Consider the following 18,635-nt stretch of genomic DNA (forward strand, 5'->3'; position numbering starts at 1 on the left):
CGATTACAGAAGCGCCTTGGTTGTTGGATCGAACAGGCAGGCGCGCGACATATCGATGCCCAGCATTATCGTCTCGCCCATGACCGGAGCGTCGTCCGGCTCGAAACGGCCGGTGATCTCCAGGTCACCAAGCCTGAGCACGGCAAGCGTCTCGGCCCCGGTCGGCTCGACCAGTTCGACCGGCGCCTGCATGGACGCCACAGCCGGTTTGCGCGACTTCAGGTCGGTCGTGAAACGGTAGATGTGTTCCGGCCGGATACCGAGCACGACGTCCTTTGGCGCACCGGCGGGCATCGGTGCGGCAAGGGCGAGGCTGGCGTCGCTGCCGTCAGCGGCGCGTACCGAGATGCTGGTCGAGCCCGTAAGCCGGGCGGGAATGAAATTCATCGCCGGCGATCCCATGAAACCGGCAACGAACATGTTGGTCGGCCGGTCGTAAATCCGCTTCGGGGTGTCGAACTGCTGTACCGAGCCCTGGTTCATCACTGCAATGCGGGATGCAAGCGTCATCGCCTCGACCTGATCGTGGGTGACATACACCGTGGTCTTGCCGACGCGATGGTGAAGCTTCTTGATTTCGGTACGCATGTCGACGCGCAGCTTGGCGTCGAGGTTGGACAGGGGCTCGTCGAACAAAAACAGCTTCGGGTCGCGGACGAGGGCACGCCCCATCGCCACGCGCTGCCGCTGGCCGCCCGAGAGCTGGCCGGGCTTGCGTTTAAGCAGCTGTTCGATCTGCAGGAGTGCGGCAACCCGCTGGACAGCTTCCGCTTGCACCGCTTTTGGCACGCCTCGGCTTTCCATGCCGAAGGTGATGTTCTGGCGCACGGTCATCGTGGGATAGAGGGCGTATGACTGAAACACCATCGCAATGTCGCGGTCCTTGGGTTGCACCGAGTTCACCAGCCGGTCGCCGATCCAAATCTCTCCCGACGTGACGGTTTCGAGACCGGCAATCATGGCGAGCAAGGTTGACTTGCCGCAGCCTGACGGGCCGACAAGGGCGACGAATTCTCCGGTCTTAGCCTCGAGATCGATGCCGGCAAGAATCTCGAGCGAGCCGTAGCTCTTGTGAAGGTTGCGGATCGTCAACGCGGACATGGGCGACGCCTCATTTGATGGCGCCCTGGGTGAGGCCGCGCACGAAGTATTTTCCACCGAACAGGTAGATCAGCAGCGGTGGCAACGCGCCGATCAGCACTGCTGCGCTCATCACATCGTAAGCACGTGCGGTCGTGCCGCCGGCCGTGAGTGCTACCAACGCCGCCGTGATCGGCTGCTGCTGGCCTGATGTGAAGACGACGCCGAACAAATACTCGTTCCAGATGCCGGTGAACTGCCAGATGACGGTGACGATCAGAATGGGCGGCGACAGGGGCAGGATGATCTTGCGGAAGATCCGCCAGAAGCCGGCGCCGTCGATGCGTGCCGCCTTGATCAGGTCGTCCGGTATGCTGACGTAGAAATTGCGGCAGAACAGGGTGGTGAACGAGATGCCCTGGACGACGTGGATCAACACCAGCCCATATGTGGAATTGGTCAGGCCGAGCTTGCCGAGCAGGAACGCCCACGGCATCAGCGAAATCTGGCCGGGGATGAATACGCCGAGCAGCATCAGATTGAAGATCAGTTCGGAACCCCTGAAGCGCCATTTGGAGAGGATGTAGCCGTTCATGGCGCCGAGAATGGTCGAGATGATCGTGGCGGGGATCGTCATCGCCAGCGAGTTGAAGAAATTGCGCTTCATGCCCTCGCAGGTGCCGCTGACACAGTAGGATCCCCAGGCCTGCGCCCACGCATCGAACCGGAAGCTGCGCGGTACGGAGATGAGGCCGTTGCGGGCAATCTCCGACTGCTCACGCAATGAGTTGAAGATCACCACCAGCAACGGCACGAGATAGACGATCGCGAAAAGCGTCAGCACGGCATAGACAAGGAAGCGGCTCCAGAAATGCCGGCGCGTGGCAGCGGCTTCTTCCGGATCAAAACGGGCATTGGGGGCAATTTCAGCCATTGCGGCCCTCCGCCCGCCGGCGCCAGACAATCCACAAGGAGTACGGCACCAGCACCACCGCTACCGCTGCGAGCATCATCATCGCCGCGGCGGCACCCTCGCCGATTTGGCCGCGCTGGAACATCAGGTCGTAGACATAGATGGCGGGGAAGGTGGTGGACACACCTGGCCCGCCCCGCGTCAACGCCGCCACCAGGTCGAAGGTCTTGATGGCGAATTGTATCTGAATGACCGCCACCGCCAGGAATATCGGAGCGATGGTTGGCAGGATGACCCTGCGATAGGTCCGGAAAACCGACGCGCCGTCGATTTGCGCGGCTTTGACGAGATCCGGATCGACGGACCGTAGACCAGCCAGGAAAAGTGCCATTGCGAAGCCGGACGACTGCCAGATACCGGTTATGATCACCGCATAGATCGCGGTGTTGCGGTTGGCCGTCAGGGCGAAGCTGAAGTCGGTCCAGCCAAGCCCTCGAACGAAGGCCTGGATACCGTCGACAGGATTATACAGCCAACTCCACACCGTGCCGGTGACGATGAAGGACACCGCCAACGGATAGAGGAAGATGGTGCGCCAAACCGCCTCGCCGCGGACGCGCTGGTCGATCGCGATGGCGAGCAGCAGGCCAACCGCCATCGAGCCAACGATATAGAAGCCGCTGAACAGGAAGAGATTCGTATAGGCGATGTTCCAGCGCCGGTTTGCCCAGAGCGAAGCGTAATTGTCCAGGCCGACGAACCCATAGGTCGGCAACAGCGACGAATTGGACAGCGAGATGTAGAGCGTCCAGAGCGTGAAGACGAAAACATAGATGAAACTCGCCGCTATCGACGGCGCCAGCACCAGAATGGGCACCATCGTGCCCAGGCGCTCGCGCCACGGACGGGCCGCGGCAGCTGCAGCTGGTACTATCAGATCATGGGTGGACATCGGGCTGCTCCGGCGAGGTCTGGCCGGGCGCTTCGCCCCCGGCCATCATCGGCAGCGTCACTTCTGCGCTTGGGCCGCATCCGCCATCGCATTGGCCGCGTCCTGCGCACTCATATCCGGCGTGGCCACAAACTCGGTAATTGTATCCATGATTGCGCCGCGGACCTTTTGCGGCACCGTCATGTTGTGCGCCATCGAACGCACGAGCGTGCCGGCGGCGATCGAGGCTTGCAGATCCTTTTGCGAGAGTTGCTGGCAGGGATTGAAGCCGTTCGAAAGATCGACGTCGAGACGGGCCGGTATCGAGCCTTTGGTCTGATTGAAAATGGTCTGGAACTCGGGCGACAAGATAGTGCTCGCAAGCAGCTTTTGGCCCTCGATATAGTCCGGGTCCTTCTGCTTGAAGAACACGACCGAGTCTGAATTCAAGATGAAGCCAGGCTTGCCCCAATCGGTCGGCGCCTGGGCGCAGATATAGTCGGTGCCCTCCTTGAAGCCGCCGGCCGTCAGCAGGCCGAGCGTCCAGTCGCCCATGATGTGGAAAGCGGCCTCGCCACGGCCGACCAGGTGCGACATGGTATCCCAGTCACGCCCGTTCATGCCGGGATCCATGTACTTCGAAGTCATGGTGCGGAACTGCTCGAAGGCCTTGACCATGCCGTCGCTGCGCATGGCATCGACGTCGCCCTCAACGAAAGCTTTCCTGTAGAGATCGAGGTCCTGACCGTACACGACCACTTCGAAGACGGTCGAGTCGGTCCAGTCGGCGGTCGAGTGCGAAATGCAAATCTTGCCGCTGGCCACGATCTTGTCGCAGGCGGCGTTGAATTCCGCCCATGTCTTTGGCATCTCGGTGACGCCCGCGTCCTTCATGACCTTCGGCGATGCCCACAGCCAGTTGATGCGGTGGATGTTCATCGGCGCCGCCACCCAATTCCCGGTCGGCTTCATCACCGGCAGCAATTCGGGAGCGACGACCTTCTCCCAATTTTCCGCCTTCGCCAGGTCATCGAGATTGGCTGTCATGCCCGTCTCGTTCCATTCGGCGATTTCGGGGCCCTTGAGCTGCACAGCGGGAGGAGCGTTGCCGGCGATCACATCGGCACGCAGTTTGGCCAATGTATTGGCCGTATGGCCTGCGATGGAGGTCTGCTGCCAGGTGCCGCCCTTGGCGGTAAACATCTCGCCGAGCTTGGCGATAGCCTGGGCGTCCGATCCGGTGGCCCATTGATGCAAGAGGTTGGTCTTGGGCTCCGCGAGCGCTGTTCCGGTAGCCAAGGTGAAGGCGGTAGCGGCCGCAAAGGCCGTCCTCAGATATTTCATCGTTTCACTCCCATATGTGATGCACGGTTCGTATCGACCGCTTGTGGCCCGCGATTTGAGGTCGTGGCCGGTGAGATGCAGTAATCTCCGTTCTTTCCAAGATGACATATTTGAGCTATCAGTCAACGTGCTTTGTGCTCATCATGAACAAACCTTCGCTTAGAAATTGGCTAATCGACAGGCCGTCCGCGTCGCCGGAGAGCCTGATCGTCCGATGCCTGCGTGAGCGCGGCGTGCTTTCTGCGTCGCAAATTACCCGCATTACCGGTTTGGCGCGGTCGACGGTTTCAACCGCGCTCAATGGCTTGAGAAAGTCGGGGATGGTGATCGAATCCTCGGCCCATCATGACGCGGCCAGGGGTATTGGCAGGCCTGCCGCGACATTGACGCTCAATCCTGCTGCGGGCACCTGCGTCGGCATCCATCTGGGCCTCGACGAGATGCGCTGCGTCGTCGCCGATGTCTCGCATTCTTTCATTGCCGAACAAACTATCCCCATGGGTCTGGACTACCAGCCACAGCAGGCGGCCCAGCTCGCCAAGTCAGTAATTGCCCGATGCTACGAAGAGAACGGTCTGCCGATGGCGGGGCTCCTGGGGGTTGGGGTCTCCGTCTCGGGCCCAGTCAGCCGCGAAGGAGTGGTGCTGCGCGCGAGTATCGTTCCGACCTGGGCCGGGGTCAACATCCGCGATGTGTTCGGGCCGGTCCTCGAACAGCCGATCTTCGCCGACAATGAGAGCAACTGCTCGGCCATTGCGGAGTTGATGTGGGGTGCGGCCGTCGGCCAGGACGACTTCGTGCTGTTCAAGGTCGATCTGGGCGTCGGCGGGGCCATTGTGCAGCACGGCCGGCTGGTGAGCGGCATCGCCGGCGGCGCCGGCGAATTCGGGCACATCAGCATCGATCCCGGCGGCGACCTTTGCCGGTGCGGCAATCGCGGATGCCTGGAGCTCTATGCCAGCTTTGCCCGGCCGCTCGAGCAGATTTCGCGCATCGTGCGACGGCCGGTCACGATGGACGATGTGATCATGATGGCCGAGCAGGGCGACGTGAGGGCGCTGCGGATGATCGAGGACACCGCCGAGTTCGCCGGCCGTGGCCTTGGCTTGATCGGTTCGGTGCTCAATCCGCCGCTCATCATCATCGGCGGCCGCATGGCCTTGGCGGGCGACATTCTCCTGGCGCCACTGATCGCGTCATACGAACGCCACACGCTCATCAAGTCCCGCGATGTGGCGCCCGCGCTGCGCACACGGATAATCGTTGGCAAGCACACGGAGAACGATGCATTGCTCGGCGCGGTCGGCCTCGTGCTGCGCCACAACAGCCGACTTCAGTGACCCGGCTTCGCTTCGGGTGGTGCTCTGATTTTACGAGCTGCTGACCGAAGCGGCGGTGCTGATGTTGCCTACGCGACACGCACCGTGCGCTGCCTCGGCTTGATCGCGGTGGCGAGCAGCAGGCCGGCGACGATGAAGGCGGCGCCGGCGAGATCGTAGTCGTGCAAGCTTTCGCCAAGGAACAGATAAGCGAGCACGGCGACGAAGGCAGTCTGCAGATAGAGCAGCATGCTGGCCCGCCCGGCGCCAAGCGCCTCGACGCTACGGTTGTAGAGATAGTACATCAGAGCGCCGCCCGGGCCGGCAACATAGGCGAGAGCCAGAAGGCCGTTCGCATGCAGCGCCGAACGATCCCCGGAAAATAGTTCCCAGAGATAAAGCGGCAGTGCGGCCAGCGCGCCGGCTCCCAGCAGCAGGACCACCATCGGCAGAAGCTCGATAGCGAATTTCGCGCGACGCAGCAGCACAGTGTAGAGGCCCCAGCAAAAGGCGCTGCCGACGATCCACAATTCGCCGGGATTGAATTGTAGCTGCATCAGCGCGGCAAGGTCGCCGCGCGCCACGATCACCACCATCCCGACCAGAGCGAGCAGCGCTCCAAACGCCTTCCAGACACCGAGGGGCTCGCCAAGCACGAAGCGGGCAAGCACCATGGTCATGATCGGCGACAGCGCCATGATGATGCCGGCGGTTGTCGCGTTGGTGTAGTTGAGGCCCGTGTAGATCATGCCCTGACACAAGGTCAGCCCGATGGCGCCGATGACCAGCACCTCGATCACCCGGGATTGGATCAGCACGAGCATTGCCCCGTGATGACGATGGACGATAGGCAGCAGGATCGCGCAGGCGAGCGCCAGCCGCCAAAAGCAGAGCGCCCAAGGCGGCATCTCGGGGGCAACCCACTTGGCGGCAATATAGACGCCGGCCGACAGGAGCCAGCAGAGCGTCGCGAGGGAATAGGCGAGCGGAAGTGAAGCGTCGGGTGTCGCCTTCGCTACACTTGGATGTGCTATAGGCAGCGATTGGATATCCGTCTCCTCCCACCGCAGATTTTAGCAGATCTGCAGCGTCTTGCTAAGCAGCAGCAACAGCTGTTTCACCAGCTAGTGCAATTGGTGGGTCATTGGGGGTCCCGCCGTTCATGGTCTCGTTCCATTCGAACGCATGTTGGCCCATGAGCAACTCGATACCGAAAAGCGCAAGCCGTATCGATTTCGTGCGATACGAATCTGAGATTCATATCGCGCGACAGATATTCGCGCGGTTGCCACAATCTTCTCGCGCCATATTTCTGCCGAGAGCAGATCTGTCGCGAATTCCTGGCCCTCGGATCACTAGCGCCGCTGTTTTTTTCGAAGCAATTGGAAGAATAAGCCACTGACTTCCGTTTGCACAAAGAGCGCGACACAAATCCATGCGGAGGACGTCCGATGCATGCCGGCTTCCGAGGAAGCGTACTCGTAGCGGTGTTGGGCGCCGTCATGGCAAGCTGCGCTGGCATTCCGGCGCAAAAAACCGGGGCAATAACCGGCTATGGCCCCAACCCCACCTTACCGAAACCAAGACCGACGCTGATCCCGACTGTTAACATAGCCGAGGCGAAAGGCTGGCAGAAAGGAGGTATGCCGACCCCGGCGAAGGGGCTGACAGTGAACGCCTTCGCCACCGGTCTCGACCATCCGCGCTGGCTGCATGTGCTTCCGAACGGCGACGTGCTGGTTGCTGAAACCAATGCCCCTGCCAAGCATGACGAAGGCTTCAGTCTTAGAAAGGTGTTCATGGACCTGGCTATGAAGCGGGCTGGCGCCGCGACCAAAAGCGCCAACCGCATCACGCTCCTGCGCGACACCGATGGCGACGGCATTGCGGATGTGCGCACGACGTTCGCGGAAGGCCTCAATTCGCCCTTCGGCATGACGCTGTCCAAAGGCAAGCTCTTTGTCGCGAATACCGACGCGCTCGTCGCTTTCCCCTACTCCACTGGCCAGACCCGAGTCAGCACGTCGCCGGAAAAGATCATCGACTTGCCGGCCGGGGACCTCAACCATCATTGGACCAAGGACGTGATAGCAACTCCGGATGGACGCAAGCTCTATGTCACCGTTGGTTCCAACAGCAACGTTGGAGAAAATGGCATAGCCGCGGAGAAGAACCGCGCCGCTGTCCTTGAAGTGGATCGGTCGACCCGCCGCACTCGGGTCTTCGCCTCGGGCCTGCGCAACCCGAACGGGCTCTCCTGGAATCCTGGAACTGGCGAGCTTTGGGTCGCCGTGAACGAGCGTGACGAGATCGGCGACGACCTTGTGCCGGATTACATGACCTCGGTTCGTGACGGTGCTTTCTACGGCTGGCCCTACAGCTACTACGGACAGAACGTCGACGAACGCGCCAAGCCGCAGCGCCCCGATCTCGTGGCGACAGCGATCAAGCCCGATTACGCCCTGGGCTCTCATACCGCCTCGCTGGGACTGACCTTCTCCAAAGGCGCCCGGCTCGGTCCGGCCTATGGCAACGGCGCCTTCGTCGGCCAGCACGGATCGTGGAATAGAAGCGTGCACAGCGGCTACAAGGTGATCTTCGTGCCGTTCCATGGTGGCCAACCGAGCGGTTCTCCGAAAGATGTGCTCACTGGCTTCATCGGGCGTAATGGCGAGGCGATGGGCCGTCCGGTCGGCGTTGCTATCGATCAGACTGGCGCACTGCTCGTCGCCGATGACGTCGGTAACGTCATCTGGCGGGTCCGCCGGGCGAATGGCCGTTGAGCGCAGGTGCCTTTCTGATTCCGACCTCAGCCTTCGGCTACAGCGCCACGCCCGATATGGCTGCATTCGGCTACGGTTTCGATGCATATGCCAGGCGACGACATCGCGCCTGCCGCATGTCGGTCGCTACGGCGAGTTCTCTTTTGCGCATGGCTATTCGGGCAAGGGGGTGATCCTGTCGACGCTGTCGGGCACGCTGCCCGCTGAGGCGATCACCGGTGATGCTTCGCGGCTCGATCTGTTTTCGACCCTAAGCCACTACGCGACGAACGGTCCGCAGGCAATGTGGCCGCGTGTCGGTCCTTGCCTTGCTCCCGAAGCCTGGACCCCGATAGACCGGCCTGCTGTTTCCTCAGCTAATAGATCGATATGATTGCAGGATTAACCGTTTCATAGCCCAGGCGCGGCTCCGATTTGTCTTTCGAAATTGCGCTGGAGACAGTTCCGGTTGAACTGCAATCCACCTTTGTTTCCCTGTTTTTCTTGATCGTGCTGCCCGACAGGTCGGCGCAGGCCGACGTTACTTCTGTACTGACCACCTTCTCTTTCTCGTGCGCAACGGCGGCGGTGGATACGGCAATCACAATTGCCCCACAAATAATCGTCAATCTCATTGATTTCCCCCTTAGGGCACCGCAAACGTGTGGTCGACTGCTTTGAGACGCCGGCGAAGACGGTACTCGCGCCTGGCCGGCCCATGCGGCTTTCGACGGCACAAGATTGTAACTACATTAGCTGCAGCGCAAGTAACCATTTCGGACTAGGGAACGGGGTTCACCCTTCGACGGAAAGCGGCTGAGCTGCCGGCGAAAAAGCAGGCGTTTTAACCGTTTCCGCCGCCGGGCACCTTCTTGAGAGCGATGTAGTCGATCGCGACTGAATGCGGCTTTGCAGGAGGTGGCAGAACAGAGCGACCGCTCTGCTTCGAGCACTACGCTGGACGGCGCGAGGTCTCGCTGTCCCTGGTCGCCGAGGCTGCGCTCGCGTCTTTGCTGCCGGCGGATGCCGAAGAGCGAAAGCAAGCGGCGGTTACTCGCCGCCTCGACCGGATCAATCGACGCGTGCAGCGTGTCGAACGTGACGTCGGAATTGCCATTGAGACGCTTCGCATTGTTCGTCCGCTCTTGGCTCAACTCGACTCCAGCCTTGCCGGAATCTGCACAAGCCGAGGCGCGCGAAGGGTTTGCGGCGCCACGATTTGCTCGTTATTTCGATTACTTATCTGAATTTTGGTAGCGGGAGAGCGCTACATCGCAACACCCACTATCGACGACGCCTTCTTCTGCTATCGACGGCATGCGGCATAGCAGCAACCCACGAGTCTGGGGTCCCAAAGGCGATGATCGGAAAAATGCAGTGTTGTTCTTGATGGGTCTCGGCCGGAAAGAGCCGGGGAAATAGTACTGGGCTGTCTTATTGTAATTGTCCAAGTATCGATAAGAGGTAATTATCGATAGTGAAGAATGCTGCGGAGATAATCCGCTGTGACGGAACTAAATGGCGAGATAGCTTCCGCTACGCGAATCGGCTACAAAAGAATCAATGGCTTACGACTTCACCACTCTGCCGCTGAACACCCTGCTGGGGCCGCTCGCACGCGCCGAAGACCTTGTGGCCCGCCTCGATGAGCGCGTGTACAAAAGCCCTGTCCGCGACGGTTTTTTGCAACGCCAGCATTTTGCCGACGCGGCCGCGGCGCTCTGGCTGGAAGGCGAACTCGTCCACATGGAAGACCTCGTCCTGCACGACGCAAATATGGACATCCGCATCCCGAGCCACGAGCTCACCCGGGCGCATGCCGTGCTGCGCACCCGCCGCCGCATTCTTTTGCACCCACCCGACTGGGCGCTTTCTCGCGTAGGCATTTTGGCGTTGCGCGGCCGCGAAGGCAGGGCGGCGGCGACCGGTCTAGCGCGGGGCAGGTTGGCTCCCGTCCCGATTCAGGGACGGCGGCCGGTGGGGCGGATTACGACGTCGACGAAAGCCTTGCCGAAGACACCGGCCAGGAGGACGCTCTTGCCGAAGAGCTGGCGGAGATCGACGCCGTGTTGGCCCGCTCCGGCCGACTGCTGGCCAGCGAAAAAATCGCGCCGCGCGCCGCGGACAGCCCGGAGGTCCAGACGGAAGGGCAAGGGGCAAACGCGCGGGAGGCCTTGCCGGACGGTCTCGGGCCGCTGATCCGCGATCTCGACTGGAACGAGGACCAGCGGCTGGTCGACTGGCTCGCCGTCGTTGAGCGGCTGCGCGGCGACAACATCCCGGCCGTGCTGGCCGCGGCGATTGCCTGGGAGGCGTGGCAAGACATCGAACCACTGCAGCACCAGCACGGGCTTGGCAATCTGCTGGTGGCCGCGCTGCTCAGGGAGCGCGGCAAGGTTAGTTCGCATCTTTTTGCTCTTAATTTGGGGCTGCGCCTGATTGCCAGGGAACGGCGCAAAGGTCGCCGACCGGGTGATCTTCATGGACGCTGGGCAGATCGTCGAGGAGGGCATGCCCGACGCGTTTTTCGGCAACCCGCGCCATGATCGAACGAAGTTGTTCCTCAGCCAGATACTGAAGCATTAGACTTCCAGAAAAAGGCTGCTTTTTCACGTCGCTTTCGGAAAGCGGACAGTCTGCTTCCGGCCCCAACCGAGACCTCCAATGCCACGCTGCTGATCGCTGTTTCCTTGGGGCGCGAAACTGGCGTCCAGGGTCGGGTAGCAAAGCCGCCTTCGGGTTCGATGTGCACGCTTTGTGCTTCGAAAGTCGCATAAGATTGCAGTCTGGAACTGGCCTCTCGCGAGGGCCATCGACCGATCGCATCAGGTCGTATCTAAAGGCCGTAAGAAAAACCGGCAGTTTGCCCAATCCTTGCTGCGACTGCGTGCCCCGTTGTGCGGCAGCAGGAGTAGGTGAAGCTGGAGGGCAGCGCCGCGGACTCAACGAGCGCTACTGTTATGACGGCAGGAACGAAGAAGCAGTCCTCATGGACCGATGCATGCTATGCATTGCTTCGATCACGCCCAGCACGTGGGGACATGGGCGAACTCCGGCGAAGAGTTTGACAGCGGAGATCAGCGCAAGATGTCCGACAGGCTCTCGGGCTTCTTCTCGCCAAGCGACAGATCAAGGCCCGACAGAAGGTCGATGAGATGACTTTGCATCAGGTCGGACGCGTTTTTTGCGTCGTGCTTTTCGATGGAATCAACGAGGGCGTGATGGGCGTGGCTTTCGCAGGTGGTGTCGCGGCGGCGCCAGTAGAGCGCGATGATCAGCGACGACCGCGACAACAGGTCCTTGACGAAGCCGGTCAGGATCGAATGGCCGGCGATTTCAGCGATGCCGACATGGAATTTTGCCGACAGCATTATGGCGTCGCTGTCGCGGCCGGCATGCAGGGCCTCGTGCTCTTTTTCGAGATGAAGCCGCAGTTGCGCGATCTCGGCCGGCTTTGCCACTTCGGCGGCAAGCGCCGCGACCTTGGGCTCGATCAGCGCCCGCGCTTCGAACACCTCGCGCGCTTCCTGCTTGGTCGGCTGAGCGACGAACGCGCCGCGGTTCGGCTCGAGCCGAGCCAAGCGGTCATGCGACAGCGCCTGCAGCGCCGCGCGTATCACCGCGCGGCTCACCGAATAGATCGAGGCGAGCTCGTCCTCGGGCAACTTTGTGCCCGGTGCGAGGCGATGGCTGACGATGGCGTCGCGCAGGCCGGCATAGACCGGAAACCAGCGCATCGTCGGCTTGTCGCCATCCCGTGTCTTTGGTCCAAGCAGGTCCATCGTCTCATTGTCCCGGCGGCCGGATCGCATAGCGGCGCGAACACCGCGTTTCCGGCCGGACATCGAACATCCTGTGTGGGAGTGTCAACAATTTTGCACGCATCAGGATACACGGCCGGAGGGCGAAAAGGGCGCAAAGATTCCGGCGAAGGATTTTTCGAGTGGAACCTGGTAGCCGCCGCGCTTCGAGGTCGACAAGCCAAGGCTGACGAGGCTCTCGCAGAGTTGTACGGCGCAGGCGACGCCGTCGAGCACAGGAAGGCCATGTTCGCGGCTGAGCGCGGCGGCGAGGTCGGCCATGCCGGCGCATCCCAGCACAATCGCTTCGGCCCGGTCGTCGCGGATGGCGCGCTCGATCTCCTCCGAAATTCGATGGCGGGCGTTGGAGCCGGGCACTTCGAGCTCTAGAACGGGAACGTCGCTTGCCCGCACCCTGGCGCAGCGGCTGGCGAGGCCGTAGCGCACCAGATTGTGCTCGATCGCCGGCACCGAACGCGACAGCGTGGTCACCACGCTGAACTTGCCGGCAATTAGGCTCGCCATGTGAAACGCCGCTTCGCCGATGCCGACCACCGGCATCTCGCCGACGCAGCGTACTGCGTCGAGGCCGGTGTCGTCGAAGCAGGCGATAACGCAGGCGCTCGCCGCCGGATGTCTCTGGATCTCGCCGATCATTCCCGGGATGGCGAAGACCTCGTCGAAATAGCCTTCGACGCTCGGCGGCCCGTCCTTCGGATTGACGGCGATGATCCTGGTGCCGGCCGAAGCCGCGCCGCGCGCCGCCTCGCCGATCTTTTCGGTCATGGACGCAGTGGTGTTGGGATTGACGACGAGTATGTCCATTTGCGCTTTCATATTTCCCCGCCGAGATAGAGTTTCTTGACCCGGTCGTCGCCAAGCAGCTCAGCCGAATGTCCGGCCAGCGCGATCTTTCCGGTCGTCAGTGCGTAGGCGCGCTGCGAGATGCGCAGCGCCATGCGCGAATTCTGCTCGACCAAGAGAACGCTGACCTTTTCGTCGCGATTGATCGCCACGATGGAGCGGGCGATGTCCTGGACGAGCTTCGGCGCGACGCCGAGCGAGGGTTCATCGAGCAGCAGAAGCTTCGGTTTGGCCATCAGCGCCCGCCCGATCACCAGCATCTGCTGTTCGCCGCCGCTCATCGTGCCCGCCGTCTGGGAATAGCGTTCCTTCAGGCGCGGAAAGCGCGTGAGCACCATGTCCAGCGTCCTGGCGATTTCGGCCTTGTCGGTGCGGGTGAAGGCGCCCATCATCAGATTGTCGCGCACCGTCATGTAGGAAAAGACGCGCCGACCCTCCGGCACCATGGCGATGCCCATCCTGACCAGCTCGTCCGGGCGCGTTCCGTCGATGCGGTGGCCCCGGAAATGAATCTCGCCGCTGCGGACTTTCTTCAGGCCGGTGATGGCGCGCAGGATCGAGGATTTGCCCGCGCCGTTCGCGCCGATCAGCGCGACGGTCTCGCCCTCGTTGACGTTGAGCGACACGCCCTTCAGTGCATAGACATGGTCGTAGTAGAGTTCGACGTCGGAGACTTTCAGCAGTTCGCTCATGGCTAAAATCCGATCGTCTCATCTTCGGCGCCGAGATAGGCCTCGATGACCTTTTCGTTCTCCTGGATTTCCTTCGGCGTTCCCTCGGCGATTTTCACACCGAAGTTCAGGACGACGATGCGGTCGGAAATGTTCATGACGGCGGGCATATCGTGCTCGACCAGCAGGACAGTCACGCCGCGCTTCCGCACGCCGCGCACCATCTCCACCGCGCGCACGGTTTCGTCATGGTTCATGCCGGCGAAGGGCTCGTCGAGCAGAAGCACGGTCGGGTCGGTAGCGAGCCCGATGGCAATCCCGAGCGCGCGCAGATGGCCGTGCGGCAGCGTGCTGGCGATCTCATGCCGTTGCGCGCCGAGATCGAGGAAGTCGATGATCTCGTCGGCCGAGCGGCCGAATTCATCCTCGTCGCGCCGTGCGGTGTTCGTGCCGAGATAAAAGCCGGCAAGGCTGGCATTGGAACGCAGGTGATGCGCGATGATGACATTGTCGCGCACGGTCATGCCCTTGAAGATCGTCGTCTCCTGGAACGTGCGCACCACGCCCTTCCGGGCGACGATATGCGGCGCCAGGCCTGAAATCCGCTCTCCCCGGAATAGCACTTCGCCCGAGGTCGGATTGAGGAAAGAGGAAATCAACTTGAACAGCGTCGACTTGCCGGCGCCGTTGGGGCCGATGACGGAGAGGATTTCGCGTTCGCGGACCGCGAAGGAAACATTGTTGACCGCGACCAGCCCGCCGAAGCGTTTGGTCACGGCCTTGATCTGGAGAAGCTCAGTCATGGTCCTAGCCCTGCTTCTTGCCGAACAGCCTGAGGCTGAGCAGGCCGTTGGGAAGGAACAGCATCAGCGCGATCAGCACCGAAGAGAAGATCAGCAACTGGAACTCGCCGGTCTCGAACAGGAAATCCCAGCCGAAATAGAGCACGAAGGTGCCGATCATCGGCCCGAAAACGTGGCCGAGCCCGCCGAGGAAGCAGTTCAGCATGAAGTTCACCGAGTCGGTGACGGTGAAGCTCGACGGATAGATCGACTGCGAGATGGCGACGAACATCGCACCGCCGAGACCGCCGAGGAATGAGGAGAAGGCGTAGGCGATAACGCGCAGATAGGCGATGTTGACGCCGATCGAGGAGGCCAGTTCCTCGTTCTGCTGCAACGACTGGCAGAGTTTGCCAATGCGCGAATGGACTAGGCGGTAGAGCGCCGCAAAGCACAGCACCATCAGCACAACCGACACCAGATAGAAGGCGGGACGCGGATTGGCGAGCGTCGCGAAATCTGGAAGGATGGTCAGCCCGAAGATCGAGATGCCGCCGGGGAGCGGAATGCTGACCATGCCCTTGGCTCCGTTGGTGATCGGCAGCGCCAGCGCGAGCAGCCGCGCCACTTCGGTCAAAACCAGCGTGACCATGGCGAAATAGACGCCGCGAAGCCTGAGGATGGGCAGTCCGATCAGCACGCTTGCAGCGGCGCAGAATAGCCCAGCCAGCGGCAGTGTCAGCCAGAACGACACACCGTACTGGACGACAAGAATGGCCGAAACATAGCCGCCCATAAGCGCGAAGGCCCCCTGGCCGATATTGATGCGGCCGATGTAGAAAGTCACCCACACCCCGGCGCTGGCGATGCTGAGCAGCGCGACCGAGGTCAGCGTGTAGTAGAGGTCGAGCCGACCGGTCGCCTCGATCAGCCAGGGCACGCCGACGAGTACGACCAGCAGGAAGACAGCGACGGCGAGGATGTTGCGTGTACGCTTCATGTCCATCATCCCCACGGCTTGCCCATGAGCCCGTTCGGGCGGATGCTCAGGAACACCATCAGCGCGGCGAAGATGACGAGATAAGTGACGTCGCCATATTGGCGTAGGACCGTCAGGCCGACCGATTCCATCATGCCGAGGATGAAGCCGCCGGCGATCGCTCCGCTGACCACGCCGGCCCCGCCGATCATCACCATCAAGAACGCCTTGATCGAGATCGGCCCGCCGATGCCCGAATTGACGCCGGTGATGGCGACCAGCAGCCCGCCGACTATGCCGGCAAGCATGGCGCCGAGCGCAAAGCCGATCATCGAATAGCGGTCGACCTCGACGCCCATCAGCTGCGCCGCGACCCGGTCCTGCGCCAGCGCCCGCATGGCGCGTCCCGGCTTGCTGTACTGCATGAAAAGCACGAAGGAGGCGATGAACAGTATGGCGAGTGCGCCGACCAGCAGCCGGTCGTAAGGCATTATGAGGCTGTCGGAGACGAAGACGCCTTTGACGATCTTCGGCACGCCGCGCTGCTTTTCGCCGAACAGGAGGAGGATCACGGCGTCGAGGAAGAATGCGACCGCCGCCGCGAGAAGCATCGTACTTTCCTCCCGCACGCTTCGCTTAATCACCGTCCTGAAAAGGAATTTCTCGACAAGCGCTCCAATGACCAGCAGCGTGATCCCGGACGCGACGAGCGCGACGACGAAAGGCATGCCGAGCTGGCCATAGACGGTGTAGGTGACGAAGCCGCCGAGAACGTACATCTGCCCATGGGCAAAGTTAAGCACGTTCATCAGCGCGAAGATCAGGGTCAGACCGAGCGCGATCAAGGCGTATTGCGCGCCAAGATAAAGCCCGTTGGCGATGACTTGTTCCATCAGGATGGTTCCGGCCGTTCAGAGGCTGAAGACGAATGCTCGAGCCTCTGCGGCAATCCGCTTCGGTGCAGTTGCGTCAATCGACTTGAGCGACGAAGAGCGTCTCGAACTTGCCGTCGCGGTATTCCGTGACCACCATCGGGACCGAAAGCTGGCGCTTCTGGCCAAATGACGTCATTCCGACATAGGTCAGCTTGGCATCGCCCTTCAGATAGGGATTGGGCGCCGAGAAAGTGTCGATCGTCTTCTTGAACTCCTCGACATTGTCGATCGCGGCCGGGTTCGCCTTCAGCGTCTCGATGATGTATTCGAGCGCGTAGACCTTGGTGTTGGACTCGTCATTGTATTCGCCGAACATTTTCGTATAGCGTTCGACGAACTCCTTCATCGTGTCGGACGCGATTTCGGGCGTCGATGCGCCGCCGACCGAGATGAAGCCGTTGGCCAACTCGCCCGCGCCCTCTTCCAGCACCTTGGCATCCTGCGCCGTTTCGGTGGAGATCAGGCCTTCGTAGCCGAGCTCGCGCGCGGCGCGGATCAGCAGCGGCGCATTGCCCGGCGCGACGCCCGAAAGCACCAGCAGGTCCGGTTTTTGCAAAACGATCGGCGTCAGTACCGGCGTGAAATCGCGGGTATCGTTTTGGTAGACATCCGTGGCGGCCACAACCTCGAGCCCGAGCGCCTTTGCCGCGGCAACACCGCCATCCCGCTGGCTCAGCGGATCGGATTCGTTGGCGGCGACAAAGGCAACTTTTTTCACGCCCCTGTTTTCCATGAGATATTTGTAGATCGCCGGAGCCGACTGGTAGTTGGCGATCATGCCGAGCACGGCGTTGGACGCCGGCGGGGTGTAGAGTTCCTTCGGGAATGCGTAGGGAAAATAGATGATGCCCTTGGATTCTGCCACGGGACGCACCGCCGCCGCGCCGTCGTCGACATTCGGACCGACGACATAGTGGATGCCCTCCTGGGCCATCTTCTCCATGCCGGCGATCGCCCGCTTCGGGTCCTTCTGGTCGTCGAAGGTGACGATTTTGATGTCATAGGTCTCGTCACCAATCTTCACACCGCCGGTTTCGTTGATCCAGGCGGCGCGCGTCTGCATCGAGCGGACGTTGGATGTGCCCCACGCAGCGGCCGCGCCACTCGTCACGCCGACAAAGCCGATCTTGAGTTCCTTGTTGGCGGCGTGCACCGCGATTGTGCCGCCGGCCATGATTGCCAGCGCGGAGACGGCGCCGCGCGCCGCGGATGTGATTATTGAACGTCTGTTGATCATTGTTCTTTCCCCTTTGGAGGCCGCGCATTGTTGCGACAGAACTCGACCGATACGCGGACTTTTGTGAGTGAAGGCTCAAATCAATCACCTGTCAACAAAACTTTCTCAGATTGTTGACAATCTTGTGAGCGGCCGTAGACGAAGAACGTAGGACCGATCGCGGTTCGGTGCTTTGCTCGAGAGGTTCGTGGTGTCGGAATTCCTGAAGCTCGCATGGTGGTCAGAGCGACGGGTGTCTTTCTCACACTACGGACCAAGGATCAGGACGAGGTCGGCGTCGTGATCGAGGATCGACGCGGTCGGGTCGTCGGTATCGAGGTGAAGGCCTCCGCAACGGTTCCGCAGGACTTTCGGGGGATTGCGCCAGTTGCAGGAAGGAGTCCGCGATCGTTTTGTGCGCGGGCTGGTGCTGCACGACCATCACCGTGTGACGCCGTTCGGCGAAAAAATTGCAAGCTGCACCGCTGTCGGTTCTGTGTTCGATGTAAAGTTGCATAAAATGCGGTCTGGAACTTGGGTCGCGAGGTGGTCTAAATAATCCCAGATCGATACGAGCCGAGCCTTCATTGGTCGCGGTGATTTCTGGCAACTTCGCCACCCCCGTAAGCCATCTTGCATCGAACCAGCGGTCCGCCGGCCCGTCATAGGGCAGCCGCGTGACATCCCAGTGGCTGACGAAGCGCGCGTAGGCGTCCCAGACCGGTGGACCGCCGCCGATGAAGACGACACGGCCGGCAAAGCGCTTGAGCGTGTCCTCGGGATCCATACTGGAGTGAACGACGACAAGTTCCCGATCCGCGCGAGCAAAATCCGGAACGCTTGCGATCGTCTTGGGACCGGCGAGCAAGACGTGTCCTCTCGTGACGTCGAAAAACCGTGCAACGTCGGCTACGAACTCCGGCGAGCCGAAGCGATATTGGCAAACTGAAACGTCAGAGCGGGCATCGCGCAGATGCCCGCCACCAAGGGTACGGATGCACGCAAGGGACCGAAGAAGCGCCGGCGACCCCCCACCGCT

Annotated in this window: 17 protein-coding genes and 3 pseudogenes; 4 read left to right on the forward strand and 16 right to left on the reverse strand. The window is 61.4% G+C overall.

What is annotated here, in order from left to right:
* Nucleotides 1-3 precede the first annotated feature (3 nt).
* Genes NKJ40_RS15420 through NKJ40_RS15435 form a run of 4 tightly spaced genes read right to left on the reverse strand, consistent with a single transcriptional unit; the run spans nt 4 to nt 4,268 of the window.
* Nucleotides 4-1,101 (reverse strand): ABC transporter ATP-binding protein, encoded by a 1,098-nt coding sequence (locus NKJ40_RS15420; protein WP_352466744.1) that lies wholly within the window; start codon nt 1,099-1,101, stop codon nt 4-6.
* A gap of 10 nt (nt 1,102-1,111) precedes the next feature.
* Nucleotides 1,112-2,014 (reverse strand): carbohydrate ABC transporter permease, encoded by a 903-nt coding sequence (locus NKJ40_RS15425; protein WP_352466745.1) that lies wholly within the window; start codon nt 2,012-2,014, stop codon nt 1,112-1,114.
* Nucleotides 2,007-2,945: a carbohydrate ABC transporter permease gene (locus tag NKJ40_RS15430; RefSeq protein ID WP_352466746.1), complete on the reverse strand. Its 939-nt coding sequence runs from the start codon at nt 2,943-2,945 to the stop codon at nt 2,007-2,009. The genes NKJ40_RS15425 and NKJ40_RS15430 overlap by 8 nt, the downstream gene beginning before the upstream one ends.
* A gap of 57 nt (nt 2,946-3,002) precedes the next feature.
* Nucleotides 3,003-4,268, reverse strand: a complete 1,266-nt coding sequence (locus NKJ40_RS15435) for an ABC transporter substrate-binding protein (RefSeq protein WP_352466747.1) — start codon at nt 4,266-4,268, stop codon at nt 3,003-3,005.
* Nucleotides 4,269-4,411: 143 nt separating this feature from the next.
* On the opposite strand from NKJ40_RS15435, the gene NKJ40_RS15440 reads away from it, so the two are divergent.
* On the forward strand, nt 4,412-5,608 hold the full coding sequence (locus NKJ40_RS15440) for an ROK family transcriptional regulator (RefSeq protein ID WP_352466748.1): 1,197 nt from the start codon (nt 4,412-4,414) through the stop codon (nt 5,606-5,608).
* A gap of 68 nt (nt 5,609-5,676) precedes the next feature.
* Here NKJ40_RS15440 and NKJ40_RS15445 read toward each other — a convergent pair whose 3' ends face one another.
* Nucleotides 5,677-6,636, reverse strand: coding sequence for a DMT family transporter (locus NKJ40_RS15445; RefSeq protein ID WP_352466839.1), 960 nt, complete (start codon nt 6,634-6,636; stop codon nt 5,677-5,679).
* A 402-nt stretch (nt 6,637-7,038) separates the two neighbouring features.
* On the opposite strand from NKJ40_RS15445, the gene NKJ40_RS15450 reads away from it, so the two are divergent.
* Nucleotides 7,039-8,370: a PQQ-dependent sugar dehydrogenase gene (locus NKJ40_RS15450; RefSeq protein WP_352466749.1), complete on the forward strand. Its 1,332-nt coding sequence runs from the start codon at nt 7,039-7,041 to the stop codon at nt 8,368-8,370.
* A 356-nt stretch (nt 8,371-8,726) separates the two neighbouring features.
* On the opposite strand, the gene NKJ40_RS15460 is transcribed toward NKJ40_RS15450, so the two are convergent.
* The 3 genes from NKJ40_RS15460 to NKJ40_RS15470 all read right to left on the reverse strand — a co-directional run bounded on the left by NKJ40_RS15460 (nt 8,727) and on the right by NKJ40_RS15470 (nt 10,167).
* Nucleotides 8,727-8,984, reverse strand: coding sequence for a hypothetical protein (locus tag NKJ40_RS15460; protein WP_352466750.1), 258 nt, complete (start codon nt 8,982-8,984; stop codon nt 8,727-8,729).
* 117 nt (nt 8,985-9,101) lie between these two features.
* Nucleotides 9,102-9,503, reverse strand: a complete 402-nt coding sequence (locus NKJ40_RS31930) for a hypothetical protein (RefSeq protein ID WP_502903715.1) — start codon at nt 9,501-9,503, stop codon at nt 9,102-9,104.
* A gap of 406 nt (nt 9,504-9,909) precedes the next feature.
* Entirely contained in the window at nt 9,910-10,167 is a 258-nt protein-coding gene (locus NKJ40_RS15470; RefSeq protein ID WP_352466751.1) for a hypothetical protein, read from the reverse strand.
* Nucleotides 10,168-10,415: 248 nt separating this feature from the next.
* Here NKJ40_RS15470 and NKJ40_RS15475 point away from each other — a divergent pair.
* Both NKJ40_RS15475 and glnQ read left to right on the forward strand, forming a co-directional pair.
* Nucleotides 10,416-10,754: pseudogene (locus NKJ40_RS15475) on the forward strand (DUF1612 domain-containing protein); the annotation flags it as partial.
* A 40-nt stretch (nt 10,755-10,794) separates the two neighbouring features.
* Nucleotides 10,795-10,935, forward strand: a pseudogene (glnQ, locus tag NKJ40_RS15480) (glutamine ABC transporter ATP-binding protein GlnQ); the annotation flags it as partial.
* 491 nt (nt 10,936-11,426) lie between these two features.
* Here glnQ and NKJ40_RS15485 read toward each other — a convergent pair.
* The 8 genes and pseudogenes from NKJ40_RS15485 to NKJ40_RS15520 all read right to left on the reverse strand — a co-directional run.
* Nucleotides 11,427-12,131 carry a GntR family transcriptional regulator gene (locus NKJ40_RS15485; RefSeq protein ID WP_023722328.1) on the reverse strand — a complete coding sequence of 235 codons (705 nt, stop codon included), beginning with the start codon at nt 12,129-12,131 and terminating at the stop codon, nt 11,427-11,429.
* A gap of 102 nt (nt 12,132-12,233) precedes the next feature.
* Nucleotides 12,234-12,974 carry an aspartate/glutamate racemase family protein gene (locus tag NKJ40_RS15490; protein WP_023722329.1) on the reverse strand — a complete coding sequence of 247 codons (741 nt, stop codon included), beginning with the start codon at nt 12,972-12,974 and terminating at the stop codon, nt 12,234-12,236.
* 8 nt (nt 12,975-12,982) lie between these two features.
* The gene (locus NKJ40_RS15495) at nt 12,983-13,705 is read right to left on the reverse strand and encodes an ABC transporter ATP-binding protein (protein WP_352466752.1); all 723 of its coding nucleotides are present in this window, start codon (nt 13,703-13,705) and stop codon (nt 12,983-12,985) included.
* Between the two features lie 2 nt (nt 13,706-13,707).
* Nucleotides 13,708-14,487 (reverse strand): ABC transporter ATP-binding protein, encoded by a 780-nt coding sequence (locus tag NKJ40_RS15500; RefSeq protein WP_352466753.1) that lies wholly within the window; start codon nt 14,485-14,487, stop codon nt 13,708-13,710.
* Nucleotides 14,488-14,491: 4 nt separating this feature from the next.
* Entirely contained in the window at nt 14,492-15,466 is a 975-nt protein-coding gene (locus tag NKJ40_RS15505) for a branched-chain amino acid ABC transporter permease (protein WP_292659991.1), read from the reverse strand.
* Nucleotides 15,467-15,471: 5 nt separating this feature from the next.
* Nucleotides 15,472-16,338, reverse strand: a complete 867-nt coding sequence (locus NKJ40_RS15510) for a branched-chain amino acid ABC transporter permease (protein WP_352466754.1) — start codon at nt 16,336-16,338, stop codon at nt 15,472-15,474.
* Between the two features lie 76 nt (nt 16,339-16,414).
* A complete protein-coding gene (locus NKJ40_RS15515) occupies nt 16,415-17,617 on the reverse strand; it encodes an ABC transporter substrate-binding protein (RefSeq protein ID WP_352466755.1) in 1,203 nt (400 codons plus the stop codon).
* Between the two features lie 601 nt (nt 17,618-18,218).
* Nucleotides 18,219-18,518: pseudogene (locus tag NKJ40_RS15520) on the reverse strand (diacylglycerol kinase); the annotation flags it as partial.
* Nucleotides 18,519-18,635 lie beyond the last annotated feature (117 nt).

Source organism: Mesorhizobium sp. M0119 (genome assembly GCF_040322615.1).
Lineage (GTDB): Bacteria > Pseudomonadota > Alphaproteobacteria > Rhizobiales > Rhizobiaceae > Mesorhizobium.